This window comes from Streptomyces sp. NBC_01635, assembly GCF_045209715.1.
Lineage (GTDB): Bacteria > Actinomycetota > Actinomycetes > Streptomycetales > Streptomycetaceae > Streptomyces > Streptomyces hirsutus.
Genome location: NZ_CP109277.1, coordinates 7,925,886 through 7,944,407 on the forward strand (window position 1 = coordinate 7,925,886; position 18,522 = coordinate 7,944,407).

General features: G+C 71.6%; 16 protein-coding genes. 7 read left to right on the plus strand and 9 right to left on the minus strand.

The window, feature by feature from the left end; genetic code table 11:
• Positions 1 to 156 precede the first annotated feature (156 nt).
• Positions 157 to 2,301, plus strand: a complete 2,145-nt coding sequence (locus OHB56_RS36645; RefSeq protein ID WP_406358156.1) for a discoidin domain-containing protein — start codon at positions 157 to 159, stop codon at positions 2,299 to 2,301.
• Here OHB56_RS36645 and OHB56_RS36650 read toward each other — a convergent pair.
• From OHB56_RS36650 to OHB56_RS36665, 4 genes are read right to left on the minus strand one after another with little or no spacing between them, the layout of a single operon-like run.
• Positions 2,273 to 3,160, minus strand: a complete 888-nt coding sequence (locus OHB56_RS36650; protein ID WP_326756015.1) for an ABC transporter ATP-binding protein — start codon at positions 3,158 to 3,160, stop codon at positions 2,273 to 2,275. The two genes, OHB56_RS36645 and OHB56_RS36650, sit on opposite strands and share 29 nt — an antisense overlap.
• Before the next feature lie 20 nt (positions 3,161 to 3,180).
• On the minus strand, positions 3,181 to 3,951 hold the full coding sequence (locus OHB56_RS36655; RefSeq protein ID WP_326757240.1) for an ABC transporter permease subunit: 771 nt from the start codon (positions 3,949 to 3,951) through the stop codon (positions 3,181 to 3,183).
• A gap of 44 nt (positions 3,952 to 3,995) precedes the next feature.
• Positions 3,996 to 4,769, minus strand: a complete 774-nt coding sequence (locus OHB56_RS36660) for an ABC transporter permease subunit (RefSeq protein WP_326756016.1) — start codon at positions 4,767 to 4,769, stop codon at positions 3,996 to 3,998.
• Positions 4,766 to 5,740 carry an ABC transporter substrate-binding protein gene (locus OHB56_RS36665; protein WP_406358159.1) on the minus strand — a complete coding sequence of 325 codons (975 nt, stop codon included), beginning with the start codon at positions 5,738 to 5,740 and terminating at the stop codon, positions 4,766 to 4,768. The genes OHB56_RS36660 and OHB56_RS36665 overlap by 4 nt, the downstream gene beginning before the upstream one ends.
• Positions 5,741 to 5,999: 259 nt before the next feature.
• Between OHB56_RS36665 and OHB56_RS36670 the strand changes: the two genes are divergently transcribed.
• The 4 genes from OHB56_RS36670 to OHB56_RS36685 all read left to right on the plus strand — a co-directional run bounded on the left by OHB56_RS36670 (position 6,000) and on the right by OHB56_RS36685 (position 9,647).
• Positions 6,000 to 6,821, plus strand: coding sequence for an IclR family transcriptional regulator C-terminal domain-containing protein (locus tag OHB56_RS36670; protein WP_326756018.1), 822 nt, complete (start codon positions 6,000 to 6,002; stop codon positions 6,819 to 6,821).
• Positions 6,822 to 7,248: 427 nt separating this feature from the next.
• Positions 7,249 to 8,454, plus strand: coding sequence for an RNA-guided endonuclease InsQ/TnpB family protein (locus tag OHB56_RS36675; RefSeq protein WP_406358161.1), 1,206 nt, complete (start codon positions 7,249 to 7,251; stop codon positions 8,452 to 8,454).
• Between the two features lie 27 nt (positions 8,455 to 8,481).
• Complete coding sequence (locus OHB56_RS36680) at positions 8,482 to 9,114, plus strand: haloacid dehalogenase type II (protein ID WP_406358163.1); 633 nt, start codon at positions 8,482 to 8,484, stop codon at positions 9,112 to 9,114.
• A gap of 107 nt (positions 9,115 to 9,221) precedes the next feature.
• The gene (locus OHB56_RS36685; RefSeq protein ID WP_406358165.1) at positions 9,222 to 9,647 is read left to right on the plus strand and encodes a hypothetical protein; all 426 of its coding nucleotides are present in this window, start codon (positions 9,222 to 9,224) and stop codon (positions 9,645 to 9,647) included.
• A gap of 32 nt (positions 9,648 to 9,679) precedes the next feature.
• On the opposite strand, the gene OHB56_RS36690 is transcribed toward OHB56_RS36685, so the two are convergent.
• The gene (locus OHB56_RS36690; RefSeq protein ID WP_326756022.1) at positions 9,680 to 9,847 is read right to left on the minus strand and encodes a hypothetical protein; all 168 of its coding nucleotides are present in this window, start codon (positions 9,845 to 9,847) and stop codon (positions 9,680 to 9,682) included.
• A 328-nt stretch (positions 9,848 to 10,175) separates the two neighbouring features.
• Between OHB56_RS36690 and OHB56_RS36695 the strand changes: the two genes are divergently transcribed.
• On the plus strand, positions 10,176 to 10,790 hold the full coding sequence (locus OHB56_RS36695; RefSeq protein WP_406358167.1) for a TetR/AcrR family transcriptional regulator: 615 nt from the start codon (positions 10,176 to 10,178) through the stop codon (positions 10,788 to 10,790).
• A 160-nt stretch (positions 10,791 to 10,950) separates the two neighbouring features.
• Here OHB56_RS36695 and OHB56_RS36700 read toward each other — a convergent pair whose 3' ends face one another.
• The gene (locus OHB56_RS36700) at positions 10,951 to 11,955 is read right to left on the minus strand and encodes a DUF2510 domain-containing protein (RefSeq protein ID WP_406358169.1); all 1,005 of its coding nucleotides are present in this window, start codon (positions 11,953 to 11,955) and stop codon (positions 10,951 to 10,953) included.
• Between the two features lie 378 nt (positions 11,956 to 12,333).
• On the opposite strand from OHB56_RS36700, the gene OHB56_RS36705 reads away from it, so the two are divergent.
• Entirely contained in the window at positions 12,334 to 15,066 is a 2,733-nt protein-coding gene (locus OHB56_RS36705) for an ATP-binding protein (RefSeq protein ID WP_406358171.1), read from the plus strand.
• A gap of 352 nt (positions 15,067 to 15,418) precedes the next feature.
• On the opposite strand, the gene pcaD is transcribed toward OHB56_RS36705, so the two are convergent.
• The 3 genes from pcaD to pcaG are packed head-to-tail and all read right to left on the minus strand — an operon-like array spanning position 15,419 to position 18,521.
• Positions 15,419 to 16,546, minus strand: coding sequence for a 3-oxoadipate enol-lactonase (gene pcaD / locus OHB56_RS36710; RefSeq protein ID WP_055629680.1), 1,128 nt, complete (start codon positions 16,544 to 16,546; stop codon positions 15,419 to 15,421).
• Positions 16,543 to 17,919 carry a 3-carboxy-cis,cis-muconate cycloisomerase gene (pcaB, locus tag OHB56_RS36715; RefSeq protein WP_406358172.1) on the minus strand — a complete coding sequence of 459 codons (1,377 nt, stop codon included), beginning with the start codon at positions 17,917 to 17,919 and terminating at the stop codon, positions 16,543 to 16,545. The genes pcaD and pcaB overlap by 4 nt, the downstream gene beginning before the upstream one ends.
• Positions 17,916 to 18,521, minus strand: coding sequence for a protocatechuate 3,4-dioxygenase subunit alpha (pcaG, locus tag OHB56_RS36720; protein WP_055592368.1), 606 nt, complete (start codon positions 18,519 to 18,521; stop codon positions 17,916 to 17,918). Before pcaG ends, pcaB begins: the two co-directional genes overlap by 4 nt.
• Between the last annotated feature and the right edge of the window lies 1 nt (position 18,522).

The following is an 18,522-nucleotide window of genomic DNA, read 5'->3' on the forward strand; positions in this document are numbered from 1 at the left end:
ATCACGTTAACCCGGACGGCCCACGACGCCGCAAGCCCGGAAGCCGACCATCACACGATCGAGTTACACCGCCCTCGTGCACACTTCCCGGCAAGCAGCTGACAACCCCCACCACGAAGGGATCGGCACATGAGCAGCACCAGATCTGTCAGGAGCATGCCAGCCTTGGGAGCCGTCGTCGCCCTGGCCGCCGGCATGCTCGTCGCCCTGACGCCCGCACCCGCCCACGCCGCAGCGGGCGCCACTCTCCCCTTCACCTCGGTCGAGGCCGAGGCCGCCACCACCACGGGTTCGACGGTCGGACCCGACCACACCCAGGGCACCCTCGCCTCCGAGGCGTCCGGCCGCCGGGCGGTACGCCTGAACAGCGGCCAGCGCGTGGAGTTCACGGTGCCGCGCGCGGCCAACGCCGTGAACGTCGCCTACAACGTTCCCGACGGGCAGTCCGGTTCGCTCGACGTGTACGTCAACGGCGCGAAGCTGGCGAAGACCCTGCCGGTGACCTCCACGTACTCCTACGTCGACACCGGTTGGATCGCCGGCTCCAGAACCCACCACTTCTTCGCCAACTCCCGCCTGCTGCTCGACCGGAACGTCCAGGCCGGTGACAAGGTCGCCTTCCAGGCCACCGGCGTCCAGGTCACCGTCGACGTGGCCGACTTCGAACAGGCCGCCGCACCCGCCACCAGACCGGCCGGTTCGGTCTCCGTCACCGACCGGGGCGCCGACCCCAGCGGCCGGGGCGACTCCACGCAGGCGTTCCGGGAGGCCGTCTCCGCGGCCCGGGGCGGAGTGGTGTGGATCCCGCCGGGCGAGTACCGGCTCACCTCCGCCCTGGGCGGCGTCCAGAACGTCACCCTCCAGGGCGCCGGTCACTGGCACTCGGTCGTACGCTCCTCACGCTTCATCGACCAGTCGAGCTCCGCGGGCAACGTCCACATCAAGGACTTCGCCGTCATCGGCGAGGTCACCGAACGCGTCGACTCCCAGCCGGACAACTTCGTCAACGGCTCCCTCGGCCCGAACTCCTCGGTCTCCGGCATGTGGCTCCAGCGCCTGAAGGTCGGCCTCTGGCTGACCGGCAACAACGACAACCTGGTCGTCGAGAACAACCGCATCCTCGACACCACCGCCGACGGCCTCAACCTCAACGGCACCGCCAAGGGTGTCCGGGTCCGCAACAACTTCCTGCGCAACCAGGGCGACGACTCGCTCGCCATGTGGTCGCTGAACGCGCCCAACACCCAGAGCAGTTTCGAGAACAACACCGTCTCGCAGCCGAACCTCGCCAACGGCATCGCGATCTACGGCGGCACCGACATCACCGTCAAGGACAACCTGATCGCCGACACCAACGCGCTGGGCAGCGGTATCGCGATCTCCAACCAGAAATTCCTCGACCCGTTCCACCCGCTGGCCGGCACGATCACCGTCTCCGGGAACACCCTGGTCCGCACCGGCGCCATGAACCCCAACTGGAACCACCCCATGGGCGCGCTGCGCGTCGACTCCTACGACAGTCCCATCGAGGCACAGGTCAGGATCACCGGCACCACCATCACCGACAGCCCGTACAGCGCCTTCGAGTTCGTCTCCGGCAGCGGACGCGGGTACGCGGCGAGGAACATCACCGTGGACGGCGCCACCGTCACCCGGACCGGCACGGTCGTCGTGCAGGCCGAGACGCAGGGCGCCGCCACCTTCCGCGGCGTCACCGCCACCGGCGTCGGCTCGGCCGGCGTCTACAACTGCCCCTACCCGTCCGGCTCGGGCACCTTCACCGCCACCGACGGCGGCGGCAACTCCGGCTGGAACAGCACCTGGTCGGACTGCTCCACCTGGCCGGAGCCCGGCCAGGGCAATCCCGACCCCGACCCGGACCGCAACCTGGCCCGAGGCCGCACGGCCACGGCCACCGGCTCCCAGGACGTCTACACGCCCGGCAGAGCGGTCGACGGCGATGCGAACAGCTACTGGGAGTCCGCCAACCACGCCTTCCCCCAGGCCCTGACGGTGGACCTGGGGTCCAGCCAGGCCGTCCGCCGCCTGGTCCTGAAACTGCCGCCGCAGGCCGTGTGGCAGGCCCGAACCCAGACCCTGTCCGTACAGGGCAGCACCGACGGCTCCGCGTACACGACGGTCCTCGCCGCGAGGGACTACCGCTTCGACCCGGCCACCGGCAACACGGTCACCGTGAACCTGCCGTCCGGCCCCGGCCTGCGCCACCTGCGGCTGCACGTCACCGGCAACACCGGCTGGCCGGCGGCCCAGTTCAGCGAAGTGGAGGCATATCTTTCCTGACGTCCACCGGGATGCCCCCGGCCGTGCCCCCGGCCGGGTCGACGGCCTTGGTGACCTCAGCCTCCTCGCCGCCCTCGGGCGCCGCCACCGCCCCCCGCTTCGCCGCCTGGATCTGCTCGTACACACGGGTCCGCAGCTCGGCGAAGCGCGGGGTGACCCGCGTGGTCAACTGGTCCCGCTCCCGCGGGAGGTCGACCGTCAGCTGCTCCTGGACCACCGTGGGGGACTTGGACAGCACGATCACCCGTTCGCCGAGGTAGACGGCCTCGTCGATGTCGTGGGTGACGAACAGGACGGTCATCGACCGCTCCTGCCACAGCCGGCGCACCAGGTCCTCCAGATCGGCCCGGGTCTGCGCGTCCACGGCGGCGAACGGCTCGTCCATCAGCAGCACATCGGGCTCGTACGCCAACGCACGGGCGATCGCGACTCGTTGCTGCATACCGCCGGACAACTGCCACGGATACGCCCCGGCGGCGTCCGCCAGACCCACCGACTCCAGCGCGTCGGCCACCAGTTCCCTGCGCCGGGCCGCGCCCAGCCCCTTCTTCTGCTTCAGCGGGAGCTCGACGTTCGCGCCCACCCGCATCCACGGGAAGAGGCTGCGCCCGTACTCCTGGAAGACGAATGCCATCCCGGGCGGCGGCCCGTCGACCTTCCGCCCGCCCAGCGTCACCTCGCCGGAGGTCGGCGCGAGCAGCCCGCTCATGCACTTCAGCAGGGTCGTCTTGCCACAGCCCGACGGGCCGACGAGACAGACCAGTTCACCCGCCTCGACCGTGAAGGTGAGATCGCGGACCGCTTCAATACGGCGTCCAGAACCCTCGTAGACCTTCCGCAGGCCGCGTACGTCGAGCATGGACCCTCCTTTCTCGAGCTTCACGACGACCCCCTGGTGGCGTCGCGCAGGCCGTGGTACCAGGCGAGCACCCGCCGTTCGGCCAACTGGAAGAGGACCGACAGGGCGAAGCCCAGCAGGCCGAGCAGCAGGATGCCGGTCCACATGTCGGGGATCGCGAAACTCCGCTGGAACTGCACGATGGTGAAGCCGAGCCCGTTGCTGGCGGCGAACATCTCGCTGATCACCATGAGAATGATGCCGATCGACAGGGCCTGGCGCAGACCCGCGAAGATCTGCGGGCTCGCCGAAGGCAGCACCAGTTGCCGCAGCCGCGCGACGCCCGTGATGCCGTAGGAGCGGGCCGTCTCGGACATCACGGAGTCGACGGCCCGTACCCCCTCGACGGTGTTGAGCAGGATGGGCCACACGCAGCCGCTCGCGATGACGACGATCTTCATCGTGTCGCCGATGCCGGCGAACAGCATGATCACCGGAACCAGCACCGGCGGCGGCACGGCCCGCAGGAACTCCAGCACCGGTTCGCACACCGCCCGCACCCGCCGGTAGGAGCCGATGACCGTGCCGAGCGCCACACCCACGACAGCGGCGAGTGCGACGCCCGCCGCGAGCCGGAGCACGCTGGGCAGCACGTCACCGGTCCACCGCTCGGCGGTCCACACCTCCCAGAACGCCTCCACGATGGTGCGCAGCGGCGGCCAGTACACGTCCTGGCTGCCGGCCGACGTCACCCACCACACGGCCACCAGGACCACGGGCAGGGCGAACACGAGGACCAGCTGCCGCAGCAGCCGCCCCCAGGCGCTCGACCCGGCCGGGCCGGGGACTGTCCCCTTCACACCGTCACCTCCCCGCGTACCGACTGGTGCCAGGCCAGAGCGCGGCGCTCGACCGTCCGGGCACCGATGTTGATGAGCAGCCCGAGCAGCCCGGTGACCACCACCAGCGCGTACATCTCCGGTACCGCCTGCGATGTCTGGGCGACCGCGATGCGCGCGCCCAAGCCCGGTGCGCCGATGACGAGTTCGGCGGTGATGGCGAGGATCAGCGCCACCGCCGCCGCCAGCCGCACCCCGGTCATGACGTAGGGCAGCGCGCTCGGCCACATCACGTGCCGGACCCGCGCCCAGGTGCCGAGCCCGTACGAGCGGGCCGTCTCCTCGGCGACCGGGTCGACGTCCCGCACGCCGTACAGCACCTGGAGCAGGACCTGCCAGAACGCGGCGTACACGACGAGCAGCAGCACCGACCGGAGTTCCGTGCCGTAGAGCAGCACCGCCAGCGGGATCAGCGCGACCGAGGGGATCGGGCGCAGGAACTCGATGGTGGACGCGGTGGCCTCACGGAGATACGGCACCACCGACAGGAGCACACCGACGACGATCCCGGCCACGACCGCGATCACCAGGCCCAGCGCCCAGCCGGTGAGGGTGTCACCGAGCGCCGTCCAGAAGGCGGAGTCCCCGACTTCCGTGCCGAGCGCTTCGACGATCCGGCTGACCGGCGGGAAATACTCCTGCTCGACCAGGCCGAGCCGCGGGATCAACTCACCCAGGACGAGGAAGCCGGCGAGCCCGGCCGCACCGAGCGCGGCGTTCTCGCCCCTCACGGGAGCAGCTTGTCCAGGTCGGGCGTCTGCTTGAACAGGTCGCCTTCCTCGCCGAGCTTCACCAACTGCTCGATGGAGGCGCGGTTGGGGTCGGTCGGCCACTTCGGCAGGGTCACCTGCTCCAGTACGGCCGGCGGGATCTTCGTGTACGTGGTGACGATCTCGCGCACCTCGTCCGGGTGGGAGTCGGCGTACGCGAGGGACTCGGCGGTGGCCTCCTGGAACTTCTTCACCACCTCCGGGTTCTTCTGGGCGTACTGCGTGGAGGTGAAGTACAGGGAGATGGTGAGGTCCGGGGCGATGTCGACCATGGACGACGCGATCTCCCGGCCGCCCTGGCCCTTGATCGTGGCCAGCGCCGGCTCGACCACCATGGCGGCGTCGATCTGCCCGCCGTCGAGCGCGGCGGGCATCTGGTCGAAGTTCATCTCGACGAAGTTCACCTTGTCGGGGTCACCGCCCGACTTCGTCACCGAGGCGCGTACGCCGAGCTCCATCGTGTTCTTCAGCGTGTTGACGGCGACCTTCTTGCCCTCCAGGTCCTTCGCCGACTTGATCGGGCTGTCGCCCTTGACGGTGATCGCGGCGAAGTCCTCGCCCTCCACGCCGGTCGAGGCGTTGCCGTTCGCCACCCCCTTCACCGGCACGCCGTTGGACTGGGCGATCAGCAGCGAGGTGGTGTTGGAGAACCCGAACTCGAACTGACCGCTGGCCACGCCGGGCACGATCGCCGCGCCGCCCTGCGCGCTGGAGATCGACAGCTTCAGGCCGCGTTCGCTGAAGAAGCCTTTCTTCTCGCCCAGGTACAGCGGCGCGACATCGACGATCGGGATGAGGCCCACCTTCACCTCGGTGGTACCGCCGGACGAGGCGTTCGAATCAGAGGCGCCACCCCCGTCGGACGAGCCGCACGCGGTCGCGGTGACCAGGAGGGAAGCGACCGTGAGGCCGATGAGCAGACGACGACGCATGAAGGGGTCCCCCTTGTGGGACTGGGGTGAGTCACTCAGAAGAGTTGTGCGCAGACAGAACGCCTGTGCTCAGAGGGAACCTAGAGCTCCTCTTGAAAGCCGGTCAATCCCTCTGCGCGGTCGGGTTTTTCGGCGTTCAACTACGCCGTTCACCAGCCGTTGCTCCGGGCGGTCGCCGGGGGATCATTTCGTTGACACCATCCGTCACCCGCTCGTAACGTGCACACCGCGTACACTCGTACGTCATTCCGGAGGCCACATGACCGTTGAGATCCGCGGACCGCACTTCGTACAGTCCTTCGAGCGAGGCCTCGCCGTACTCCGCGCCTTCGACGCCGACCATCAGCAGCTCACCCTCAGCGAGGTCGGCCGCGCCTGCGGGATGACCCGGGCGACGGCCCGCCGTTTCCTGCTCACGCTCGCCGACCTGGGCTACGTCCACACCGACGGCCGGCTCTTCCGGCTCACCCCGCGCGTACTGGAGCTCGGCTACTCCTACCTCGCCAGCTTCACGCTGCCGGAGATCGCCGAGCCCCATCTGGAGCAACTCGTCGCGCATGTAAGGGAGTCGTCTTCGCTGTGCGTCCTGGACGGCGACGACGTCGTGTACGTGGCCCGCGTCCCGACCCGGCGCATCATGAGCGCGGCCATCACGGTGGGCACGCGCTTCCCCGCCCACGTCACCTCGGTCGGCCGGGTCATGCTCGCGGATCTGCCGGACGACGGGATCGACGCCTGGCTCGACCGCGCCGATCTGCGGCCGAACACCTCCCAGACCCTCACCTCGCCGCGCGCCCTGCGTGCCGAACTGGTCCGGGTCCGCCGCCAGGGGTACGCACTGGTCGACCAGGAACTCGAGGAGGGCCTGCGATCGGTCGCCGCACCGGTGAGGGACCGGGACGGCACGGTGGTGGCCGGTGTGAACATCGCGGTGCACGCCGGCCGCAACTCCGTGGAGTCCGTCCGCCGGGACCTGCTGCCGCACCTGCTGGCGACCGTCGCGCGGATCGAGGCGGACCTGTGGATCACCGGACCGGCACGGGCCGCCTCCCACGGGAAGGGAGCCGGGGCCGGGAGGTGAGCACGGTCGTTCCGCCGTGCCGTCATGTCATTCCCGCGCCGGGCCGCGGTGAAGCCGGCGCTGCCCTCGCCGGTGACGCCGCCGCACCCGGCAACTGCTCGGCGGCTCGCGGCCCGGCGCGGCCGTGACGCCCGCGCAACGGGGGAATCAGCGGCCGGCCGGGCCGGTTGATCCAGGGGTCATGCCGATTCGGCACGCTGCGGCGGTCGCTGGAGGAGCCGCCGCCTTCTGCGAGAGGGGAATCCGGTGAGCACTCCCGCGCCCGCGTTCATCGGATTCCTTTCGTGGATACCCCCGCCTTCAGGCGGGGGAGGAAGCGGAACCCCTGCGGAGCAGGGCGGGAGGCGGGGTTTCGCCGCCAGGGCGAAAGACCGCGCCCTGACCGGCGGGTTTGATCCTCACAAACAAACCCACTAGTTTGTGAACTGTGGCCACTCACGTGAAGCGGGCGTACAAGTACCGCTTCCATCCGACCGATGCGCAGGCAGCGGAGCTGTCGCGCACGTTCGGCTGCGTGCGAAAGGTCTACAACCTCGCCCTCCAGGCCCGCACCGAGGCGTGGACACGGCAGGAGCGGGTCAACTACAACGCCACCTCGGCGATGCTGACGGCCTGGAAGAAGACCGAGGAACTGGCCTTCCTCAACGAGGTGTCCTCGGTCCCGCTCCAGCAGTGCCTGCGGCACTTGCAGACGGCGTTCGCGAACTTCTTCGCCAAGCGGGCCAGGTACCCCCACTTCAAGAGCCGGAAGAAGTCCCGGGCGTCCGCCGAATACACCACCTCCGGCTTCCGGTTTTGCGACGGCCGGCTCACCCTGGCCAAGATGACCGAGCCGCTGGACATCGTGTGGTCGCGCCCGCTTCCCGAGGGGGTGAAGCCGTCCACGGTGACGGTCTCGCAGGACGCGGCCGGGCGCTGGTTCGTGTCGATGCTCGTCGAGGACCCGACGGTGAAAACCCTGCCCCCTGTGGACACGGCGGTCGGGATCGACGTGGGCCTTACTTCTTTGCTGACCCTGTCGACCGGCGAGAAGATCACCAACCCGAGGCATGAACGCAAGGACCGTGCCCGTCTGGCCAAGGCCCAGAAGGCACTCGCCCGCAAGGAGAAGGGCTCCGGCAACCGGGCCAAGGCCCGCCTCAAGGTCGCCCGCATCCATGCCCGGATCACCGACCGCAGGCGGGACCACCTGCACAAACTGTCGACTCGTCTCGTGCGTGAGAACCAAACGCTCGTGATCGAGGACCTGACCGTGCGCAACATGGTCAAAAACCGGAGGCTGGCCCGCGCCGTCTCCGATGCCGCATGGGCCCAGTTCCGCTCGATGCTGGAGTACAAGGCGCAGTGGTACGGCCGGGAGGTGATCGCGGTCGACCGCTTCTTCCCCTCCTCCAGGCTGTGCTCGGCCTGCGGAGCCCTGCAGAGCAAGATGCCGCTCCATGTCCGCACCTGGACGTGCGGCTGCGGCGCCGTGCATGACCGCGACGTGAACGCGGCGAAGAACCTTTTGGCCGCCGGACTGGCGGCAGCAGCCTGTGGAGACGGTGTAAGACCTCAACGGAGCACTCCGGGCGGGCAGTCGTCGATGAAGCAGGAACCCCGGCGGGCGACCGCCGGAATCCCCCGCTTTTAGGCGAGGGAGGAAGTCAACACGTTCGACATGTACGGAACTCTGACGGACTTCGCGATCGGCCCCGCCGCCGAAGAGGTGATCAAGGATGTCGCCCCTCCGGGGACGCTGGACACCTTCCTCCACCGGTTCGGCTGCTACCAGCTCGATGAGGGGATGGGCGAGTGGCGGCCCTACGACGAGGTGATCTCCCGAGCCTTCGAGCGCGCCTGCAGGAGCACCGGAATCGAGTTCCGGCCGGGGGATCCCGCCAAGATCTTCGCGGCGATCCCGGAATGGGGGCCCCACCCCGATGTTCCGGAGCCCCTCGCGGAACTCGCTGAGCATTTCCCTCTCGTCATCCTCTCCAACGCGGCGGACAGCCACGCCGAGCAGAACGCCGCGCGGCTCGGAGCACCGTTCCACGCGGTGTACACGGCGGAGATGGCACGGGCCTACAAGCCGCGACTGCGTGCATTCGAGTTCATGTACGAACAATTGGGCTGCCGGCCGGAGGAGACGATGCACGTGTCGTCCAGCCCGCGCTACGACCTGCAGTCGGCGACCGACCTCGGTGTGCGGGAAACGGTGTACCTCAACAGAGGAAGCGAGCCGTCGGCGCCCTTCTACCACGCCTACGAGGTGACCTCCCTTGCCGGTGTGGCGGAAGTTCTGGGCATCTGAATCCGGCGGGGCGATCACGGCCGGCCGGTCCCGGCCGTCGACCTGCCGGAAGGGCCGGAGCGTCCTAGGGTGGACGGCACCGCGCCCCACAGCGACCGGGAGATCTCATGCGTCTGCCCATCGAACCCAGGCACGTGGCACCCCGGCTGGCCCTAGGGGCGTTCATCCTCAACTCCGGACTGTCCAAGCGGGGTGCCGACGAGGAGACGGCCGCCCAGTTGCACGGGATGGCCAAGAACACCTACCCGTTCCTGGAGAAGGTGCGGCCCGCCGCCTTCGTCCGGCTGCTCTCCGCCGGTGAGATCGCGCTGGGCACCGCTCTACTGCTGCCCGTCGTCCCCACGCTCGTGGGCGGGGCCGGGCTGGCCGCGTTCTCGTCGGGGCTGCTGGGGCTGTACCTGCGTACGCCGGGGATGCGTGAGGAAGGCAGCCTGCGGCCCACCCAGCAGGGCACCGTGCTGGCCAAGGACGTCTGGATGCTCGGCGTCGGGATCGGTTTCGTCGTCGACGAGTTGACGCGCGACAGCCGGTGACCGTCCCCGCCCTCGTAGGTGAGCCGTCTACGTCACCTCGGCCTGGTGCCCCGGTCCGGTCTGCCGGTGACGGAACCGGGGCCGGGGTACGGGACCGGCTCACCGGACCGTGACGCCAACCGTTCCTGGGCGACCGCGGCAGCCGCGTAGGCGACAGCGGAGACGAGGGACAGGGCGACGGCGACGAGGACCGCGCTCATCGGCGCGCCCCCACGAGTCCCTCGCCCCCGGCCCCCGCCTCGTCGGTCTCGTCTCTCTTCGCCGGCACGGTCGGCGTGTTCGGAGGCCGGCGGGCCGGGCGCGGGAGGCGCAGGGCCGCGAGGGCGGTGCCGGGTCGTGCTGTGGTGCAGACCTTCGCCGGTGCGGGTTCGATGCGAAACACGTCCGTACCGATACGAGTCCGTACCGATACGGGAGTGTATCGATACGGAACCGTTCCGGTACACTCCCGTATCGATGGGCAGGGACGCAGGCGCGCAGGAAGCCGGCGCCCCGGAGGGCCCGTCCCCAGGACGAGGAGCCGAGTCGATGACGTCGCAGGCCGCGAACCGGCCGGAACCGGTCGGCAGTTCGCGCCGCTCCAAGATCACGCCTGAGCGTGAGCAGGAGTTCTTCGACGCGGTTCTGGAACAGATCCGTCAGTGCGGCTACGACGCCGTCACCATGGACGGGGTCGCGGCCCGGGCGCGGTGCAGCAAGTCCACGCTGTACCGGCAGTGGCAGACCAAGCCCCGGTTCGTCGCCGCGGCCCTGCGCTCCAGCGGGCAGGCGCGCTTCGCCGGCATCGACACCGGTACCCTGGCGGGGGACCTGCGCGAGGCCGCCCGGAGCGCGGGCGCGTGGTCGGCGAAGGACACCTCGTTGTTGCAGGCGCTCGGGCACGCGGTCACGCAGGACCCGGAGCTGGCCCAGGCGCTGCGCGAAGCGCTGGTCGAACCGGAGATCGTCGCGCTGGAGGCGATCCTGCGGCGCGGGGTCGAACGCGGTGAGGTCTCCGCGGAGAACCCGGCGCCGGCGTACGTCCCGGCCCAGATCTTCGGCGTGCTGCGGGTGCGGCCCCTCCTGGAGGGGCGGAACGCGGACCCGGACTATCTGCTCCGGTTCGTGGAGGCCGCCGTACTGCCGGCACTCGGCCTCGAATGAGACCAGGGCCGCCGTTCCCGGATGACCGGGCGGCGACCTGACCGCGCCGCACCGTGGGGACGGGGGCGGCGCGCACCACCGGCCGGGTGGGGCTCCCCTTGAGCGGAGGAGAGCCCCACCCGGCCGTCCGCCCGGCGTGGCGGACGGCCGGGCGGCGGGCTCAGACGTCCTGGCCGTTGCCGCGGCCGCTGCTCTTCGCCTTCTTTATGCCCTTGGTGATGTCGTCGAGGACGGACTGGTTCTGGTCGGTGTCCAGACCGAAGCGGACGACGACCATCTGCCCGGGCTGCGCGGGGGAGGGGAAGGCCAGCGACTGGACGTACCCGTCGGAGCCCTTGCTGGTGACCGCCTTCCAGCGCACCAGGTAGCCCTTCTGCCCGGCGACGGTCACCGCCTTCGACTCGAGGACCTCGTGCGAGCCGATCCTCCCGTAGGAATCGCCGCCGTACGACTCCTCGGCGTTGGCGGAGATGTCCGCCTTGGCGACCGCCTCCGCGGTGGAGCCGCGGGTGCCGAGGGCCCGTGCCGGTGCCGAGTACGCGCCGCCCTTGGTGCAGGTGCTGGAGGCGTCGCCGGGGCAGTCGTACGTGTCCTCCGACATGACCTGGGCGCCCACCTGGCCCTCCTGGCCGTACCAGCCGTCCGGGATGGGCAGGCTGATTCCGCTCAGCCCGTCGGTCACCGACCCGCTCTCGACCCGTGGCGGCTCGGAGGTGTCCGGGCCGGGGCCGTCCTCACCCGGACCGCCCTCGGGATCTCCTGGGCCCCCGTCCGTCCCGCCGTCCCGGCCGCCCGGCTCCTGCGAGGCGGTGGAGGTGCCGCTCCCGCCGTCATCGGTCAGTGTGTACACGCCGACCCCGATGCTCGCCAGCACCGCGACGGCCGCTGCCACGGCTATTCCGATGCGCAGCCCGCGCTTCCGGCCGGAGCCGGACTGCACGACCCCGGGGTACCCGGGATGCGCCGGATACGCGGGGTACGCCGGCTGGGCCGGATACGCCGGTCCGGCGGCCGTGCCCGGTGCAGGAGGGTCCCAGGCGGGTGCCGATCCCGTCGGCCGGACCTGGTCCGTCCAGGCGGTACCGTCCCACCAGCGCTCGGTGGCCGGTCCGTCATTCGTCTGCCCGGGGTCGGGATACCACCCGGGAGGAGTCGCCTGCGTCATGTCCCCACCGTATGAGGCGTCGGTGAAAGAGGGATGAGAGAGGTCCGTATGTTCGGGGGTCCGAGGCGGTGCGGGCCGCGAGCGCGCGCCCGGCGAGCGCGTCGGCCGGGTGGCCGGACCTCCCGGCCCCCCGGGAGCCCGGCCCGGGACTCACCGACTCGGCCCGCCCCCCCGCCGAAAAAACCCGACGATCCGTCACTTTCCCTTCCCTTGACAGGTGTTGACAGCATGACCCCTGATGAGGGGCAGGGTGCGTCGACCCCTGTACCCGGTGTCACCCGTCACGGCAAGAGCCCGGTCGGTAGTCCTCCGTCGGGGCCCTCGGAGGACTACGCTCGACGCCTGTACGTCGTTCGGACGGCTTGGGGAGGTAGCGGAATGACGGAGGTACGGCCCACGGCATCGGCCTCTCTCTGGGAGCGGGACGAGGAGATCGCCACCATCACCGCGGTGGTCGACACCCTGTGCGCGGACCGTTCCTCGCCCGGCAGCCTGCTGGTGCTGCGGGGCGAGTCGGGACTGGGCAAGACCGCGCTGCTCGCCGAGACCCGGCGCATCGCCGAACAACGCGGCTGCACCGTGTGGTCGGCCCGCGGCGGCGAGACCCTGCGCACCGTCCCGTTCAACGTCGTACGCCAGCTCCTCCAGCCCGCGTTGCTGTCGATGCTGCCGGAGGAGGCACGCGAGTACCTCGGCGACTGGTACGACATCGCCGGCCCCGCCCTCGGCATAGCCGAGCCCGGCGACCGGCACGCCGACCCGCAGGGCGTCTGCGAGGGCCTGGTCGCCGCCGTGCGCCGGCTGGCCCGCCGGGACTGGCCGCTGGTACTGACCGTCGACGACGCCCACTGGGCCGACCAGGAGACCCTGAACTGGCTCTCCGCCTTCACGGAAAACCTGGCGGACCTGCCCGTTCTCGTCGTGGTCGCCCGTCGGCCCGGCGACATCTCCGGGGTGAGCACCCACCACCTGGACGCCGTCGCCGCCGCGACCGAGCACCCGGTCACCATCCTCAGCGCGCTGACCCCGCCCGCCGCGGCCGGCCTCACCCGCGCCACCCTCGGCGAGAACGCGGACGCCGCGTTCTGCCGCGAGGTGTGGGCCGTCACGGGCGGCAACCCCTACGAGACCGTGGAACTCCTCGCCAAGGTCCAGGACAGCGAACTCGAACCCGTCGAGGCGAACGCCGGTGAACTGCGTGCGCTGAACCGCTCCGCCCGCGGCGGCGGACTCGTCGCCCGGCTGGAAGAACTCGGCATAGACGCCACCCGGTTCGCCTGGGCCGCCGCCATCCTCGGCAGCGACATCACCGTCGACCTGGTGGCCGAGCTCGCCACCCTCGACCACGACGACGCCGTCCGCTGCGCCGAGCGGCTGCGCAGCGCCCGCATCCTCACCACCCCCGACCCCGGCACCGGCCGCAGCGGACCCGCCGACCTCGAGTTCGTCCACCCGCTGATCGCCACCGCCGTCTACAACTCCATCCCCGACGCGCTGCGCCGCGCCATGCACGGCATCGCCGCCCGGATCGTCACCGACTCCGGACGCGGCGCCGCGGCCGCCTCCCGCCACCTCCTCGAAGTGCACCCGGACGACGACGAGGAACTCGTCCGGCAACTGCGGGACGCCGCCGGTGAACACCTCGCCGTCGGCGCCCCGGACGCCGCCCGCCGCTGCCTGGAGCGTGCCCTGGAGGAACCTCCCCGCCCCGAGGTCCACGCGCCCGTGCTCTACGAACTGGGCTGCGCCACCTTTCTCACCGCGCCCGCCCGGACCATCGGCCATCTGCGGACCGCGCTCGGCATGTCCGGCCTCGACGGGGACGCACGGGTGGACGCCGTGGTCAGGCTCTCCCAGGCGCTGCTGCACAACGACCAGATGGAGGAGGCCGTCCGCACCGTCGACGAGGAGGCCGCCCGGCTGGAGCCCGGCCCCGCCCGGATGCGGTTGCAGGCCGTGCAGTTCATGTGGGAAGGCATCCACGCCGGCGAGACCATCGCTCCCGGCCGTTCCGAACGCCTCGCCGCCCTCGCCGCCACCTGCACCGGCCGGGACAACTCCGAACGCGCGCTGCTCATTCTGCGCGGCTTCGACGCCATGATGCGCGGCGAGAACGCCGAAGTGGTCACCGAGAACAGCGACCGCGTCCTCGTCAACGGCCGCCTCGCGCCCGGCCTCGGCTGGACCGACGCCGAATGGGGCGTCGAACTGCTGCTGATGCTGGCCAGCACGTACGTCTACACCGACCGCCTCGACCGCGCCGAAAGCCTCTACAACGAGGCCCTGCGCTCCTACGAGACAGCCGGCTGGAGCGGCGGCCACCTGGTCCTCGCCCACGCCTACATCGGGCTCGCGCACCGCAGGCGGGGCCGCCTCGTGGCGGCGGAGAAGTCGCTGCGCGAATCCCTGCGCCTGGCCGAACGCGTGGGCCGCGGCCTGCCCCTGTACTGGACGGCGACCTGCAACCTGGTCGACACCCTGCTCGTCCGCGGCCATGTCGACGAGGCCTGGGAAGTCGCCGAACGGCACGGGTTCGCGCCGCCCTACCCGTCCACCATCGTGCTGCCCGACCCCCGCTCGGTGCGCGGCAGGCTGCTGCTCGCGGTCGGCCGTACGAAGGACGGCATCAACGAACTGGAGGCCGCCGAGAAGGCCGCGGCCTCCCGCGGCCACCACAACCCCGTCCACCTGTTCTGGGCCGCCGACCTCGCCCGTGCCCTCGCCACCGAGGACCCGGCCCGTGCCGCCCGGCTCGCCGTCGAGTACCGCAGCCAGGCCGAGCGCTTCGGCACGGACACCGCCATAGGCGAGGCCCTGCGCTGCGCCGCCGCCCTGGAGACCGGCCGGCGGGCGGTGAGACTCGCCGCCCGGGCCGTCGCCTACCTGGAGTCCTCACCCTGCCAGTACGAACACGCGGCGGCCCGCGTCGAGTACGGCATCCTCGCCCGCTCGCGGACCGACCTGGAGCGGGGCCTGGCGCTCGCACGCTCCTGCGGCGCGGACAGCCTGGCCGCCCGCGCCGAGGCCGAACTGGCCACGGCGACCGGCCGGGCCCGGGCCGCCGGCTCGGCCACGGCCCCGGGAGGAGAGCCGGGCAACCGGCCCCTGTGACCCCCGGGCCCACGGCCGGCCGCGTCCCGCTCGACCGTCGGGCGCAGCGTCACCCGCTTGTTCCCGGGCGAGGAGCCGACCGGTGAGGGCCTGCCCGGGACGCTCGGCCGGCCGCGGGCCCGTACGCCGACCGGTGTCGGTCCGCAGTGCTCCGGCGGCAGCAGACGTCGTCACTGCCGTCACCATCGTCACTGTCGTCGGTGACGGCACTGTCGTCACCGACGGAAGAGGCCCAGCCCGCTCACCGGCAGCCCTACCGGTCCGGATCCGCACGGCCGCTCCGCCCGCCGACGGCCCGTGGCACCCCGCTCCGGTTCCTTTCCTGCCCGTCGCTCCCTGGGCCGGCAGCGTGTCACGACGGCTCCTCGGGCTCCTCCGCCAGCACCCGCTGGGCCGTGGCGAACGCCGAGTTGGCCGCCGGCACCCCGCAGTACACCGCCGTCTGCAGCAGGACGGCCCCGATCTCCTCCGGGGTGAGCCCGTTGCGCCGTGCCGCGCGGACGTGCATGGCCAGTTCGTCGTAGTGGCCGTGCGCGACCAGGGCGGTGAGCGTGATCATGCTGCGTTCGCGGCGGCTGAGCGTCGGATCGGTCCACACCTCCCCCCAGGCGTAGCGTGAGATGAAGTCCTGGAACCGCGCGGTGAACGGCGTCTGCCGGGCCTGGGCCCGGTCCACGTGCGCGTCCCCGAGAACCTCGCGCCGTACCCGCATCCCGCTCGCCGCGTCCCCGCCGAAGTGGGCCCGCAGTGCCGTCAGCACCGCCTCCGGGCGCTCCGCCGGCGCCAGATGCGAGGCACCCGGGATCTCGACGAGTCCCGCTCCCGGCACCGCGTCGGCGATCTCGCGCAGATGCGCCGGGGGCGTCGCCGGATCCTCCCGGCCGGCCACCAGCAGTGTCGGCGCCCCGATGTGTGCGAGGCGGTCCCGCAGGTCGAACGCGGCCAGCGCGTCGCAGCAGGCGGCATACGCCCCGGGATCGGCGTCCCGGTGGTCGCGGACCAGCTCCGGCACCGTGAAACCGGGCGTGAACCAGCGGGAGTCCGCGCTCTGCGCAAGCCCCGCGAGGCCCTCGCTCCGCACCAGCGCCGCCCGCTCCTCCCACGCCTTCGCGCCGTTGAAGTGCGCCGAGGAGCAGATCACGGCCAGCGACGACACCCGCTGCGGATACCGCACGGCCAGCTCCAGGCCCACCGCGCCGCCCAGCGACACCCCCGCGTAGGCGAACCGCTCGATGCCGAGGGCGTCGGCGAGCGCGATCACCAGATCCGCCAGATCACCGACGGTCGCGCCGGGACCGATCAGCCCGGCCGACGAACCGCCGTGCCCCGGCAGGTCCCAGCGGACCACCCGGTGCGCGGCCGACAACTCGGGCGCCACCTTGTCCCACAGGGCGTACGACGTGCCGAGCGAAGGGCCGAGCAGCAGCGGGGGAGCGGAACCGGAACCTTCGGTACGGTGGTTGAGGAGAGTGTCGGTCACGAGCGCTCCAGTGCACGGTCGGTGAGAAGTCCGGCGGAGCCGGTGTAACGGGCGGGGTCGGTCGCTGCGGTGAGGTCGAAGCGCTTCCACTCCGGGCGCTCGGCCAACTCCGGCTCCTTCGCGAGCAGTTCATCGAGCATGTCGCCGAGCAGCGTTCCGAGGTCGCGGCCCTCCGCGTACGCGCGCCGCGCCAGGCCGGTGAGCAGTTCCTTCGCCCGGCCGCGCCCGAGGAGGGGTGCCAGCTCGGCGGACAGCCGCTCGGAGACGATCAACCCATGGGTCAGGCCGAGGTGTTCACGCATCACGTCCGCGTGCACCCGCAGTCCACCGGTGAGTTCGGCGGCGTCCCGGGCCGCGCCGCCGGCCAGGCGCAGCAGCTCCCGCAGCGGCGCCCACTCGGCGTGCCAGGCCCCGGCCGGCCGCTCGTCCTCGGCCGCCAGCGAGCCGTACAGCGTGGCCGCGAGCTGCGGCGCCTGCCGGGCCGCCGCCGCGATCAGCGTCGAACGCACCGGGTTGGTCTTGTGCGGCATGGCCGAGGACCCGCCGCCGCTGCCCTCGGCGACCTCCGCGATCTCGGTGCGGGAGTACGTGAGCACGTCCGCGGCGAGCTTGCCCAGAGCCCCGGCGGTGAAGGCGAGAGCGCCGGCGAGATCGGCGACCGGTGTGCGCAGCGTGTGCCAGGGGAGAGCGGGCGGGCGCAGTCCGAGCTCACGGGCGTAGAGCGCGGGAAGCCCGGTCGGGTCCGCCGCCCCGTACGCCGTGAACGCGGCCAGGGTCCCGGCCGCACCCCCGAGCTGGGCGGGGAGCGAGACGCGTACGGCCGTCGTCCGGTCGCGGGCGTCGAGCACGAGGGAGCGCCACCCGGCGGCCTTCAGCCCGAACGTCGTCGGCACCGCGTGCTGGGTCAGTGTGCGCCCCGGCAGCACCGTGTCGCGATGCTCGGCGGCGAGGCCGGAGAGCGCCCGCTGAGCGCGCTCGAGGTCGTCGAGGAGCGGACCGAGGGCGCGGTGGGCCACCAGCATCAGAGCGGTGTCCATGATGTCCTGGCTGGTCGCCCCCCGGTGCACATAGGGGCCGTGGGGTTCACCCACCGCCCGGGTCAGATCCGCGACCAGCGGGATCACCGGGTTCCCGCCGTCCCGCGCCCGCTCGGCGAGGGAGGCGAGGTCGAAGCGCCCGGGGTCGGCGGCCGCCTCCGTGACCGCCGCCGCCGCCTCGGCGGGGGCGAGCCCGGCCGCCGCCTGCGCCCGGGTCAGCGCGGCCTCCGCGTCGAGCAGCGCCCGCAGGACGGCGCCGTCCCCGGCCTCGGCGGCGGCCGGGGAACCGGCCCACCCGGGGGAGAGCAGGCCGGTGCCGGCATCGGACGATGTCACCGGAACTCCAGGAAAACCGTTTCGCCCTCACCTTGGAGGCGGACGTCGAAACGGTACGTCCCCCGCCCCTCGTCCGCCGCGATCAGCGTGGCGCGGCGCTCTGTGTCGAGCCGGGACAGCAGCGGGTCCGCCGCCAGCGCGGCCTCGTCGTCCGGCAGGTGGATCCGGGTGAACAGATGCGTCAGCAGGCCCCGCGCGAACACGCACAGACTGAGGTACGGCGCGTTTCGCCCCCGGGCCCCCGGCCGCAGCGTGCGCACGTACCAGTGGCCGTCGGCGTCGGTCTGGATCCGGCCGAAGCCGGTGAACTCCACCCCGTTGCGGCCCAGGAAGTCACCGCTCGCCGGGTCCCGCCGCATCGAACCGTCGGCGGTCGCCAGGTCGCCCTCCGGGTCCGGTCCCCACACCTCCAGCAGCGCGTCCGGCAGCGGGGCGCCCTCGCCGTCGTACACGTAACCGTGCACGGTGACGGTGTCCGGGTGGCCGGCCGGCGCTATGTCCTCACCGCCGCGGAACGGCAGCGCATAGCCGTAGAAGGGGCCGACGGTGTGCGAGGGGGTGGGCAGCACGTTCTCCGGATTGCCCGTGTCGATCTTCGTCATG

Excerpts from the sequence above, each read along its gene's own strand:
- OHB56_RS36645 (WP_406358156.1), top strand. The coding sequence starts at position 157 with ATGCCAGCCTTGGGAGCCGTCGTCGCCCTGGCCGCCGGCATGCTCGTC.
- OHB56_RS36650 (WP_326756015.1), bottom strand. The coding sequence starts at position 3,160 with ATGCTCGACGTACGCGGCCTGCGGAAGGTCTACGAGGGTTCTGGACGC.
- OHB56_RS36665 (WP_406358159.1), bottom strand. The coding sequence starts at position 5,740 with ATGCGTCGTCGTCTGCTCATCGGCCTCACGGTCGCTTCCCTCCTGGTC.
- OHB56_RS36670 (WP_326756018.1), top strand. The coding sequence starts at position 6,000 with ATGACCGTTGAGATCCGCGGACCGCACTTCGTACAGTCCTTCGAGCGA.
- OHB56_RS36680 (WP_406358163.1), top strand. The coding sequence starts at position 8,482 with ATGTACGGAACTCTGACGGACTTCGCGATCGGCCCCGCCGCCGAAGAG.
- OHB56_RS36685 (WP_406358165.1), top strand. The coding sequence starts at position 9,222 with ATGCGTCTGCCCATCGAACCCAGGCACGTGGCACCCCGGCTGGCCCTA.
- OHB56_RS36690 (WP_326756022.1), bottom strand. The coding sequence starts at position 9,847 with ATGAGCGCGGTCCTCGTCGCCGTCGCCCTGTCCCTCGTCTCCGCTGTC.
- OHB56_RS36695 (WP_406358167.1), top strand. The coding sequence starts at position 10,176 with ATGACGTCGCAGGCCGCGAACCGGCCGGAACCGGTCGGCAGTTCGCGC.
- OHB56_RS36700 (WP_406358169.1), bottom strand. The coding sequence starts at position 11,955 with ATGACGCAGGCGACTCCTCCCGGGTGGTATCCCGACCCCGGGCAGACG.
- OHB56_RS36705 (WP_406358171.1), top strand. The coding sequence starts at position 12,334 with ATGACGGAGGTACGGCCCACGGCATCGGCCTCTCTCTGGGAGCGGGAC.
- pcaG (WP_055592368.1), bottom strand. The coding sequence starts at position 18,521 with ATGACGAAGATCGACACGGGCAATCCGGAGAACGTGCTGCCCACCCCC.